Annotated in this window: 8 protein-coding genes and 1 pseudogene; 6 read left to right on the forward strand and 3 right to left on the reverse strand. The window is 63.4% G+C overall.

Translation table 11 applies throughout. The features are described 5' to 3' along the window. The 3 genes and pseudogenes from EN993_RS23295 to EN993_RS23305 form a co-directional block, all read right to left on the reverse strand. Positions 1-600, reverse strand: a pseudogene (locus EN993_RS23295) (ABC transporter permease); the annotation flags it as partial. Then, positions 597-2,129: a sugar ABC transporter ATP-binding protein gene (locus tag EN993_RS23300; protein WP_127264928.1), complete on the reverse strand. Its 1,533-nt coding sequence runs from the start codon at positions 2,127-2,129 to the stop codon at positions 597-599. The gene EN993_RS23300 and the pseudogene EN993_RS23295, both read right to left, overlap by 4 nt. Before the next feature lie 80 nt (positions 2,130-2,209). Further along, complete coding sequence (locus tag EN993_RS23305) at positions 2,210-3,337, reverse strand: sugar ABC transporter substrate-binding protein (protein ID WP_127264929.1); 1,128 nt, start codon at positions 3,335-3,337, stop codon at positions 2,210-2,212. 322 nt (positions 3,338-3,659) lie between these two features. Here EN993_RS23305 and EN993_RS23310 point away from each other — a divergent pair, with 322 nt between their 5' ends. From EN993_RS23310 to EN993_RS23335, 6 genes are all read left to right on the forward strand, one after another. Continuing rightward, positions 3,660-4,340, forward strand: coding sequence for a GntR family transcriptional regulator (locus tag EN993_RS23310; protein WP_109661674.1), 681 nt, complete (start codon positions 3,660-3,662; stop codon positions 4,338-4,340). A gap of 247 nt (positions 4,341-4,587) precedes the next feature. Beyond that, positions 4,588-5,610, forward strand: a complete 1,023-nt coding sequence (locus EN993_RS23315; RefSeq protein WP_127264930.1) for an ABC transporter substrate-binding protein — start codon at positions 4,588-4,590, stop codon at positions 5,608-5,610. Between the two features lie 74 nt (positions 5,611-5,684). Beyond that, positions 5,685-8,168, forward strand: coding sequence for an ATP-binding cassette domain-containing protein (locus EN993_RS23320; RefSeq protein WP_127264931.1), 2,484 nt, complete (start codon positions 5,685-5,687; stop codon positions 8,166-8,168). Further along, positions 8,165-9,184 carry an ABC transporter permease gene (locus EN993_RS23325; protein ID WP_127264932.1) on the forward strand — a complete coding sequence of 340 codons (1,020 nt, stop codon included), beginning with the start codon at positions 8,165-8,167 and terminating at the stop codon, positions 9,182-9,184. The genes EN993_RS23320 and EN993_RS23325 overlap by 4 nt, the downstream gene beginning before the upstream one ends. Before the next feature lie 111 nt (positions 9,185-9,295). Beyond that, positions 9,296-10,123, forward strand: a complete 828-nt coding sequence (locus EN993_RS23330; protein ID WP_127264933.1) for a phosphogluconate dehydrogenase C-terminal domain-containing protein — start codon at positions 9,296-9,298, stop codon at positions 10,121-10,123. 333 nt (positions 10,124-10,456) lie between these two features. Beyond that, positions 10,457-11,398, forward strand: a complete 942-nt coding sequence (locus EN993_RS23335; protein ID WP_127264934.1) for a D-ribose ABC transporter substrate-binding protein — start codon at positions 10,457-10,459, stop codon at positions 11,396-11,398. Positions 11,399-11,415 lie beyond the last annotated feature (17 nt).

Here is an 11,415-nt window from a genome sequence, read left to right on the forward strand (position 1 = left end):
GCGGGTGCCCTTCAGCCAGAACCAGGCAAGCAGGACGACGCCGATCACCACCAGCGGCATCGGCAGCCAGCCGGCGATCGCGTCGCCGAGGTAGAAGGTGCCGAGATCGGGCGACACGAAGCCGCCGGGCTTGTCCATCACCAGCAGCGTCACGCCTTGCAGGATGAACATGGTGGACAGCGTCACCACGATAGGCTGCATGCGCAGCACCGCGATGAAGAAGCCGTTGAAGGCGCCCACGGCCATGCCGACGCCGATGCCGACGGCGGTCCACAGGATGATGCTGGCGCCTGGCGCCATCGGGTCCATGCTCGATGCCAGCACGGCATTGACCAGCGATATCACCGCGCCGGCGGACAGGTCGAAGCCGCCCGACAGGATGACGATGGTCTGGCCGATCGCTGCGAGCGCCGAGGTCGCGCCGCCGCTCGACAGGAACGAAACATCGAAATAGGTCAGTGGCCCGGCGCTGATCCAGTCGACGATGAAAAGCAGGATCGCAAGGACAATAGCGGCGATCAGTGCGCCGCGATTGCGCATCAGCGCGCGGCGCAACCCGAAGCTTCGGGAAACCGGAGATGAAATGCTTGCGCTGCTCATGCCGCGGCATCCCCGGCATGCCCGAGTGCCGGGCGCATGATGGCCGACTCGGTGATGGCGTCGCCTTCTAGCTCGGCAGCGATGCGCCCGTCATAGAGAACCAGGACCCGGTCGCATTGGTGGACGAGCTCTGGAATCTCGGTCGAGTGCAGCAGGATCGAGCCGCCGGCGGCCACGTAGTTTCGCATCATCACATAAAGCTCGTGCTTGGTGCCGACGTCGATGCCTCGGGTGGGATCGAACAACAGCAGGATGCGGCTCTGCGCCACCAGCCATTTGGCTATTGCGATCTTCTGCTGGTTGCCGCCGGAAAACGCACCGGCCCGCGTCCACAGCGCGCGGCGGTCGACCTCGACAGTGGCGAATGCCGCCTCGACGGAGCGGGTTTCGGCCTCTGCGTCGACAAGGCCGAAACGAGTGAAGCGCGATATCACGGGAAGCGTGGCGTTCTGGCTGCCCGACAGTTTCAGGAACAGGCCTTCGGATTTGCGATCCTCCGGCACCAGGCCGATCGCCATGTTGGGCAGCAAGGCATCGGCGGGCGAGCCGAGCCAGACCTTGCGGCCGTCAACGAGGATGTGGCCGCGGGTGATTTCGGCCATGCCGAAGCAGGCCAGGAACAGATCCTGCTGGCCCATGCCCTGCAAGCCGGCAACGCCGAGGATTTCGCCTTTGCGCAGGTCGAAGCCGGCGCCGTCGAGCTTGCGCCCGACCTTGAGGTCACGCACGCCCAGAACCGGCGGCCCGAAGGCCTGGGCGCCGTCTGGCTTGGGCGGGAAGGTCTGCTCGATGCTGCGGCCGATGATCTTCTCGATGACGTCGCCGTCCGAGATGTCGGCAACCGGCGCGGTGACGATGTGGCGGCCGTTTCTCAGGATCGTCAGCGTCTCGCAAAAGGCGCGCACCTCGCGCATGCGGTGGGTGATGAAGACGATGGTGGTGCCCGCCGCCTTCAGCCTGGCGATGATGTCGCCCAGCCAGTCGACGTCGCGGCCGGCGAGCGTCGATGTCGGCTCGTCGAGCAGCAGGATGCGCGGCTTGCGGTAGACGGCCCGCGCGATCTCGATCTTCTGGCGCACAGAAAGCTCGAGCTCGGTCACCTCGGCGTCGAGATCGACGGAAAAACCGAGCTCGTCGATGTGGCGACGGACAGCCTTGCGGGCAGCGCCGCGCCGGATCAGGCCGGAGACGCCGACCGGGGCGTAGGGCAACAGCATGTTGTCGAGCACGGAGAGATCGCGCACCAGGGTCATCTCCTGGAACGCCGTCTGCACGCCCAGCGCGTGTGCGGCGCGCGGTGCGCCGTAGGCGATCTCCTTGCCGAAGACACGCACATGGCCTTCGCTTGGCCGGACCAGCCCGGACAGCAGCTTTACCAGCGTCGACTTGCCGGCTCCGTTTTCACCCAGCAGTGCATGAACGCTGCCGGGCGCGATCGCAAACGACACGCCGTCCAGCGCGACGGTCGGGCCGAACGCCTTGCTGATACCGTCGATCTCGATGGCGGGATGTTCGGGATGGTCTGTCATCGTCCTCGATCGCCGGGCCTGACACAGGTCGATCATGCACGGACAGACGCCCGTGCATGATCAGGATTGCCTTGGGAGGCTTACTCTTCCGGCTGGCCGACGAGGGCCGCGGCGAGGCCGACCTCGGGTGTCTGGTCCGAAAAGATCGAAGCGAACCAGCCGGGGTTGGAGACCAGCGACGGCTTGAAGGCGTTGCAGCCGGCCTTCATCTCCGCCCATGTGCCTTCATCGCACAGCTTGATCGTCTCATTGGTGACGACGGGTAGTGGCAGGATAGTGGTCTTCGGCACGTCCTTGCCTTCGATCGCCTCGACGGCAAGCTTCAGCGCCAGCGCGCCGGAATAGGGCGGCGAGGCATAGGAAATGCGTTGCGCGCCCGCCGGTGCATAGGGGGGAGCGGCACCTTCGACTTCGGTGCCCTCCGGCAGCATCTGGATGCGGCCGCCATTGGAGCCTTCGCCGGCGCAAGGCAGGAGTTCGCTCGTCTTCTTGCCGGCCTCGAGCTGCATTGAGTTGGCGGTGAAGCAGCCGACCTGCATCCACAGCCCGTTGATGTCGTCCCAATTGCGGGTGGCCAGGATCTTCGAAAGCTCGGTGCGGGCGACCGCCTGGCTCCACATGCCGACAGCCTCGCCGACGATCTTGATATCAGGATATTTGGCGAAGACTTCCTTGGCGGCCTTTGTCCGCTGATCGTCGACTGACGTTCCCGGGACACCCGTGATGGCGATGATGTTGCCCTTGCCATTGAGCTTCTTGACCAGCCATTCGGCGGTCACCCTGCCCGCTTCCAGCTGGTCGATGTGGACGTTGTAGGCACAAGGCTCGGTGATCTCGGCGTCGTAGGCAAACACCTTCACACCCTTGTCGCAGGCATTCTTGACGACCTGATTGAGCGCGGTCGGCGAGATCGGGTACACGATGATCGCCTCGGCGCCGCTTTGCACCATTGCATTGATCTGCTGAATTTGGCGTTGCGCGTTAGGGCCGGCGACCTGGACCTGCAGGTCGACCTTGTCGGCCAGGCTCTTGTGAGCGGCCATGGCCTTGACCATGTTGGCCGCCTCCGCCTGCCAATCATTGCCGATGTAGCTCATGCTGAGAAAGATCTTGTGCTTCTCGGCTGCCTGCGCGCCGGGCAGCCCAAGGGCGCATACAGCCATGGCGGCCAGCAGCGCGAGCCGCCGGACTTTCAATCCGATACCCATATGAAACTCCTCCCGATCCGAACGACCGAATGCCTCCCAAGGGCACGAACGTAACCCTTGTCATTCGATGCCGGTGACCCTAACATGATTTGATCAAAGATCAATGATGAAATCATCTAATATCAAAACCGGGACCCTTGGGCGCTTGACGTGGCACCTTGAACCTTGCATTCCGGACGCCAGAGTGGCTCCGCGTCTCTGTGAAACGCGGAGCCACTCTGTCTCTTTGCTTTGGCGCAATTCCGGACGGAAAACCGTTTCACACTTTTCCTGGAATTGCTCTGGCGGTAGCGTCGCCCTTGGGCGGGAAGGTTGACGGGAGATGGCTGGATCGGCGTACAAAAAGTCGGGGGTCGAGATCACACCCCTGTCCAGGGAAACCCTGCAGGACAGGGTCTATCGCCATGTCACCGAACTGATCCTCGACGGCAGCATCGTGCCGGGCGAGATGGTCACGGTTCAGAGCCTTGCCGATGCTTTCGGCGTCAGCCCGATGCCGGTCAGGGAAGCACTAAGGCGCCTGACGGCGGCCAACGCACTGATGGTGGTTTCAGGCCGGTCGATCGGTATTCCGGCATTAAGCCGCGCACGCCTCATCGACCTCAGGAATGTCCGGTTCGAGATCGAGGCGATCGCGGCCGCATGGGCTGCGGAGCGCATGGACGACCAGGCCGTGGCGCAGTTGCGCCAGCATCTGGATGCGCTCGAACAGGCCAATGCCGCCGGCGACGTCAAATCCTATCTGCGCGCCAACTACGCCTTTCATTTCTCGATCTATCGGGCGGCGGGTTCGGAGAACATGCTCAACATCATCGAGAACCTTTGGCTGCAGATCAGCCCCTACTTCAACATGCTGCACGATTCGGGAAACTACTCGACCGCCAACGAACACCACCAGGAGATGTTCGCGGCATTGAAAAACCGGGACGCGGAGGCCGTCAGGGCCGCGGTCCGCGCCGACATCGACGCCGCTTTCGACGTGCTGGTCGATCTTTTGAAGTAGCGCCCAAACACCCCGGTCTCATGGCTTCTGTCCAAAGAGCGGCTTGTAAGCCGCCGCAGAAAGCGATCACGAATTACCGTTCCATCAAGGTAGCGGCCGCAACAACAGGCGATGCGCAGCAGTGTCATTGCTGACGCTTGCCTATTTGGTATGCTGGTATAATATGTACCTGACATAGCGTGCCCCTTGAGATTACGCTGTGCTCGTGTGGCAAGCCAAGCCGATCGTGTTTTTGGGAGGAAATACCATGAGATTTGTAACTGTGGCGGCGCTCGCCGGCGCCGCAATGGTGGGCGCTGCTATGTTGCCGGCAATGGCATCACAGGACGCGCCGGTCATCGCGCTCGCCAACGCCTATTACGGCAACACTTGGCGGCACCAGATGGTGGAAGCGTTCGAAGCCTCCGCCAAGGAAGCCAAGGCCGCTGGTCAGATCGCCGACTATATCGTCATGAACGGCGATGGCTCGGTGGCGCAGCAAAACAGCCAGATTGCCGAGCTGATCCTGAAGAAGGTCGACGTGCTCGCCGTCGACGCCGCCTCGGAAACGGCAGTCAATGGCATCATCGAAAAAGCCTGCAAGGCCGGCATCATCGTCATCTCTTTCGATTCGGTGGCCTCGGCACCCTGCAACTACCAGCTCAATTTCGACTTCAAGGGCTACAAGGCGACCCAGGCCGAGGCGGTCTTCAAGATGCTCGGCGGCAAGGGCAACATCCTGCAGGTGCGTGGCGTGAAGGGTTCGGCGCCCGACAACGACATGTTCAATGCGCAGCAGTCGGTGCTGGCGAAGTATCCCGACATCAAGGTGGTGGCGACCGTCTATGGCCAGGCGACCGCCTCGGTGGCGCAGGCGGCGATCGCCAATGTGCTGCCCTCATTGCCGCATGTCGACGCCGTGCTCGGCCAGGGCGGCAGCGACGATGTCGGCATCGCGCAGGCCTTCGTCCAGTATGGCGGCGACTACACCGGCAAGATGCCGATCATCGAGGGTGGCGGCGGCACCGACTTCGTCAAATGGTGGGCCGAGGAGAACGCCAAGAACGGCTATCAAACGGTGTCCATGAACACCACGCCAGGTATCGGAGGGGCTGCCTTCTGGCTCGGCCTGTCGCTGCTGAAGGGTGCCCAGGCGCCCAAGCTGATGATCATGCCGGTGGCGACGGTCGATGCCGGCAACCTCAAGGAATACGCCAAGCTGCCAGGCGGCCAGATCATCAGCCCGAGCTATTCGCTGGACTGGGTCAAGCAGAACCTGCTGAGCAAGTAACGCGATCCAGCGCTACCGGATCGGGCGGTGCCGGAGCACCGCCCGATCGTCGCTGTCGAAGAAACGGAGGGCGAATGTCCCAGTCTGCCGTCGCCGATCAGGACAGAGCCGCCGCCAAGGCGCCTGCCGCACCAATCGGGCAAAGTGTCGTTTCGCTCACCGGGATCACCAAGAGCTTTGGACCAACGCTCGCCAACACGGGGATCGACCTCTGCGTCGGTGCCGGCGACGTGATCGGGCTGGTCGGTGGCAATGGTGCTGGAAAATCGACGCTGATGCGTATCCTGTGCGGCGCGATGTGGCCTACGCTGGGCTCGATTTCCTTTGCCGGCGAACATGTGAACTTCGCCGACTACGGCACCGCCGAGGCGCAGCGGCGAGGCATCCGCATGGTGCATCAGGAGCTTTCGCTCTGCGCCAACCTGTCGGTCGCCGAGAATTTTTTTCTGGAGACACCTCAGGATGCGGCGACCCGACCGGGGTGGAGAACGGTTTACAAGGCTCGGGCTCGCGCAGCGCTCGACGCTGTCTTTCCAGGTAACGGCATCGATGCCGACGCCGAAGTCGGCCACCTCTCCATCGCCGAACGGCAGATGGTGGAGATCGCGCGTGCCGCGGCAACGCCCGGCGTCAGGCTGATCGTGCTCGACGAGCCGACCTCGTCGCTCGATCTCGACCGCTCCAAACAGCTGCGAGCCTTCATTCGCGAGCGGGCAAAGGCCGGCCTTGCCTTCATCTTCATCAGCCACAAGCTGCAGGAGATCATCGACATCGCCACCGAGATCGTGGTGCTGCGCAACGGCCGCACGGCGTGGCAGGGCCAGGTCGCGGACGCCTCGATCGGCAGGCTGGTGCAGCTGATGGGCGGCGATGCCAATCCGGTGCATCAGCACGCCGTCTCCGCCGCCTCCGCCCAGGACGTGCTGGTGCGGCTCTCCGGCCCGCTGACATCAGAACTCGGCCGCGACATCGAGATCGTGCGCGGCGAGATCGTCGGGTTGGCCGGCCTCGAAGGCAGCGGCCAGAAGGAGCTGCTGCATAGGATCTTCAGCCCCGACCGCAAGCAGAATAGCGCGGTCACACGACATGCGCAGGCAGGCTTCATCGCCGGAGACCGGCAGAAGGAAGGCGTGTTCCCGCTGTGGAGCGTGCTGGGAAACATCAGCATCGGCGCACTGGCCCGCCGCCCGGCGCTGGGCCTGGTTTCCGATCGCGCCAATCGCGAGATGGCCGCCGGTGCCGCCGGCAAACTGCGGCTGGATGACAGCCGCTTCCAGTCCAACATCACCGAGCTCAGCGGCGGCAATCAGCAAAAGGCGCTGGTCGCGCGAGCGCTAGTCGCCGACACGCCGATCATCCTGCTCGACGACCCGACGCGCGGCGTCGACATCGCCACCAAGCAGGATTTCTACCGGCTGTGCAACGAGATTGCGCGCAGCGGCCGCGCACTGGTCTGGCATACGACCGAGGATGCCGAACTGCTCGCCTGCGATCGCGTGCTGGTCTTTGCCGGCGGACGGATCGTCAGGGAACTCACCGGTGACGCGATCACGGAATCGGCTGTCGTCGGCGCATCCTTCGCCCAGCCGGCTGACAGGCTTGCGGCTGCCCGAGACAAGGATGCGCCAGCGACAAGGCTTGGCCGCAGGCTGGTGGATGCGGCGCCCTTCATCGGGCTTGCCGCCGTGCTGGCCGTGATGGTCTCAGCCAATCCAGCCGTAGCCTCGATCTTCGGCCTCGATCTGCTGCTGATGCCGGCGCTGTCGCTGGTGCTGGTGACGGCCGCACAGATGTTCATTGTCGGCGGCAGCGAGATTGACCTCGGTGTCGGCGCCTTCGCCGGCCTCGTCAGCGTGCTCAGCGCCACGCTGCTTTACGACCAACCATGGCTCGGCGCGCTGGCGCTGGCGGGAGCGCTCGCCGCCTATGCCGGGCTTGGCGGGGTGATCCAGGCGCGCAAGATTCCGGCCATCGTCGTCACGCTCGGCGCCTCCTTCATCTGGGTCGGACTGGGCTATGCACTGCAGCCGACGCCCGGCGGCGCCAGCCCGGAATGGCTGTCGGCGCTCTTCAGCTGGTCGCTTGGCTTCGTGCCCACCTCCATCATCCTCATCGCAGCCGTCGCGCTGATCGTCTTCGTCATCGACCGGCTGCCGCTCGGCGTGGTGCTGCGCGGCTTCGGCAACAACCCGACAGCGATGATCCGCTCGGGATGGTCGCCGACGCGCTATGCGCTGGTGCGCTATCTCATTGCCGGGCTGTTTGCGGGTGCAGCCGGCCTGTCGCTGACGGCGATCAACACGGCGAGCGACATCAACTCCGGCAATTCGTTCACTCTGCTTAGCGTCGCCGCCGTGGTGATGGGCGGCTGCTCGCTGCTGGGCGGTATCATCTCGCCGGTCGGCGCCGTCGCCGGGGCGGTGACGCTGTCGCTGATCGGCGCGTTGCTCGGCACGCTGAACGTCAGCAGCGATTTCAACGCCGCGACGCAAGGCCTGATCCTGATCGCTCTTTTGACGCTGCGCAGCCTAACCGCTGACCGCAGGAGCGAACAATGAACGCTCTGACCGCCTTCAGCCTCTGGACGCAGAGAAACCGCTGGATCTGGGCGGCGATCGGCGTGCTGCTTCTGTGGCTGGTGCTATCGATCGTCACCAACCGCTTCAGCCTGTCCAGCCTGTCGGGCATCATCTTGTCGGCATCCTTCCTGACGATCGTCGGCATCGGCCAGATGTTCGTGGTGACGACCGGGCGCGGCAACATCGACCTCTCAGTTGCCTCGGTGATCACGCTCAGTGCCTTCGTCGCGCTGCTCACCATCAAGGGCCAGGATGCCAATCTCGCCATCGGCGTTGCCGCCGCGATCCTGCTCGGCCTTGCCGTCGGCGCGCTCAATTCGCTGCTTGTCGTGGTGCTCGGCATCCCGGCCATCATCGCCACGCTGGCGACCGGCTACGTGCTGGCCACCGCAACGCTGCTGTCGAACCGGGCGATCTCGGGTTTCAGCGTCAGCCCGGCGCTGAAATACCTGGCATCGGGCCGTATTTCCGGAGTGCCGATCATGGCCGTTATCGCCATATCAGGCGTCGCGGCAACCTCCTTCGTGCTGCGCTACACGGTGTTCGGCCAGTTGTTGTCGGCGGTCGGCCAGAACCGCACTGCAGCTCGGCTCGCCGCCATCAGGACCGGCCCGGTGATCGCATCGGCCTTCATCATCTCGTCGGTGCTGGCGTCGCTCAACGGGCTGCTGCTTGGCGCCTATATCGGCGGCGCCTTCCTCGAAATGGGCCAGCCCTACCTGTTGCAGTCGATCGCTGCGGTGGTCCTCGGCGGAACGCTGATCTTTGGCGGCTCGGCAACCGCCGTCGGCACCTTGTTCGCCAGCATCCTTTTGATCCTGATCGTCACAACGATGCAGATCATCGGCCTTCCTCCGGGCGCCCAGGATATCGTGCAGGGCGTCGTTGTCATCTTCGTGCTCGCGCTTGCCGGACGACAAGCGATGACGCGGCGAGCGCCGGTTGAGCCGACAGACGGCGACGCCGCAATGTCGGCGGGAGACCGGCAGTCGTGACCTGCATCGCATTCACTATTATCGGATTGCCAAAATCTGGTAGCGTGATTATACCAGTTGATAAGTTGACGACGGGCGATACCGTCGGCTGAGATCAGGAGTAGTGACCAGATGACAACGATTGCGCTGTTCGGTGCCGGCGGAAAAATGGGCTACCGCCTGTCGACCAATTTTAGCGGATCGCCCTACACGATACGCCATGTCGAGGTCAGCGATGCCGGCCGCGAACGGCTGAAGACCGGACTGGGTTTCGATACGGTCAGCGCCGACGAGGCGCTCAAGGGTGCCGATGTGGTGATCCTGGCCGTTCCGGACACGCATATCGGCAAGGTGGCGACCAGCATCGAGAGCAAGCTGGTATCAGGCACGATGGTGGTGGTGCTCGACGCGGCGGCACCCTTCGCCGGCCATCTGCCCAACCGACCGGACCTCACCTATTTCGTCACCCACCCCTGCCATCCGCCGATCTTCAACGACGAAACAGACATGGCGGCCAAAAAGGACTATTTCGGCGGCGTCAAGGCCAAGCAGCATATGGTCAGTGCGCTAATGCAGGGACCGGAAGAAGATTACGCCAAGGGCGAGGCGATCGCGAAAATCATCTGGGCGCCGGTCATGCGTTCACACCGTGTCACCGTCGAACAGATGGCCCTGCTGGAGCCTGGCCTTTCGGAGACGGTGTGCGCCTCGCTGTTGGTGGTCATGAAGGAAGCCGTCGACGAGGTCGTGGCACGCGGCGTCGACAAGCAGGCGGCGCTCGACTTCCTGCTCGGCCATATGAATGTGCTCGGCGCCGTCATCTTCGGCGAGACCAAGGGCGTTTTCTCGGACGCCTGCAACAAGGCGATCGAATTCGGCAAGCCGGTGCTGATGCGTGACGACTGGAAACGCGTGTTCGAGCCGGAAGAGATCGCCGCCAGCATTCAGCGCATCACCTGAAAGAGGACAGGCGCTTGCCGCAGCGCCTCGATGCGTCGACCTATCGTTGCCGACGCTCGGTTTTCGCGGCCCATCAGGTACATATCACCTGAATTTGTGATTGACTCATCATACCAGCTGGCTTAGCTGTTCATGGCTCGGATCGACAGGGTTTCGCAGGGATTTTGAAGCCTGGGCGAATGGGGGATGGCTGGGGAGCAACGATCCGTGGAGGGGAAAGCCGGCAAACGGCCCTTTAGCCCGAAAGCGATCCGCCGCCCGTGCCGCCTGACGAATTCGAATGCCGACAGAGGCCTTGGTTGACCAAGGCAATTTTTCAAACGGGAGGACTTCATGAAACTCACACGCAGAATGACGCTTGCGGCTTTCGCCGGCATGCTGGCGCTTGGTACGGCCGTTCCCGCCTACGCGGCGGATCTCATCGCGATCATCACGCCCTCGCACGACAATCCGTTCTTCAAGGCGGAAGCCGTCGGCGCGGAAGCCAAGGCCAAGGAACTCGGCTACGAGGCGCTGGTGCTGGTCCATGACGACGACGCCAACAAGCAGTCCGAGCTGATCGACACCGCGATCGGCCGCGGCGCCAAGGCGATCATCCTCGACAATGCCGGCGCCGACGCCACCGTCGCCGCCGTGCAGAAGGCCAAGGCCGCAGGCATTCCATCCTTCCTGATCGACCGCGAGATCAACGCCACCGGCGTCGCCGTGGCGCAGATCGTCTCCAACAACTACCAGGGCGCCCAGCTCGGCGCGCAGGAGTTCGTCAAGCTGATGGGCGAGAAGGGCAATTTCGTCGAGCTGGTCGGCAAGGAATCCGACACCAATGCCGGCATTCGCTCCAAGGGGTATCACGACGTCATCGACGACTATCCGGATCTGAAGATGGTCGCCCAGCAGTCGGCCAACTGGAGCCAGACGGAAGCCTATTCCAAGATGGAATCGATCCTTCAGGCCAACCCCGACATCAAGGGCGTGATCTCCGGCAACGATACGATGGCGATGGGCGCCTATGCGGCACTTGCCGCGGCGAACCGCAAGGATGTCATCGTCGTCGGCTTCGACGGATCGAACGACGTGCGCGACTCCATCACGTCGGGCGGCATCAAGGCAACCGTGCTGCAGCCCGCTTTCGCGCAGGCGCAGATGGCGGTCGAGCAGGCCAACGACTTCATCAAGAACAAGAAGTCGCCGGCCAAGGAAAAGCAGTTGATGGACTGCGTTCTGGTCAATGGCAACAATGCGGCCAAGCTGGAGACCTTCGCGCTGACGAACTGAGCCCGCGTGAGATGAAT

The sequence above is a fragment of the Mesorhizobium sp. M7D.F.Ca.US.004.01.2.1 genome, assembly GCF_003997785.1.
GTDB classification, from domain to species: Bacteria; Pseudomonadota; Alphaproteobacteria; order Rhizobiales; family Rhizobiaceae; genus Mesorhizobium; species Mesorhizobium loti.

What these genes read in the sequence shown, in the direction of transcription:
- EN993_RS23300 (WP_127264928.1), bottom strand. Translation starts at nt 2,129, where the DNA reads ATGACAGACCATCCCGAACATCCCGCCATCGAGATCGACGGTATCAGC.
- EN993_RS23305 (WP_127264929.1), bottom strand. Translation starts at nt 3,337, where the DNA reads ATGGGTATCGGATTGAAAGTCCGGCGGCTCGCGCTGCTGGCCGCCATG.
- EN993_RS23310 (WP_109661674.1), top strand. Translation starts at nt 3,660, where the DNA reads ATGGCTGGATCGGCGTACAAAAAGTCGGGGGTCGAGATCACACCCCTG.
- EN993_RS23315 (WP_127264930.1), top strand. Translation starts at nt 4,588, where the DNA reads ATGAGATTTGTAACTGTGGCGGCGCTCGCCGGCGCCGCAATGGTGGGC.
- EN993_RS23320 (WP_127264931.1), top strand. Translation starts at nt 5,685, where the DNA reads ATGTCCCAGTCTGCCGTCGCCGATCAGGACAGAGCCGCCGCCAAGGCG.
- EN993_RS23325 (WP_127264932.1), top strand. Translation starts at nt 8,165, where the DNA reads ATGAACGCTCTGACCGCCTTCAGCCTCTGGACGCAGAGAAACCGCTGG.
- EN993_RS23330 (WP_127264933.1), top strand. Translation starts at nt 9,296, where the DNA reads ATGACAACGATTGCGCTGTTCGGTGCCGGCGGAAAAATGGGCTACCGC.
- EN993_RS23335 (WP_127264934.1), top strand. Translation starts at nt 10,457, where the DNA reads ATGAAACTCACACGCAGAATGACGCTTGCGGCTTTCGCCGGCATGCTG.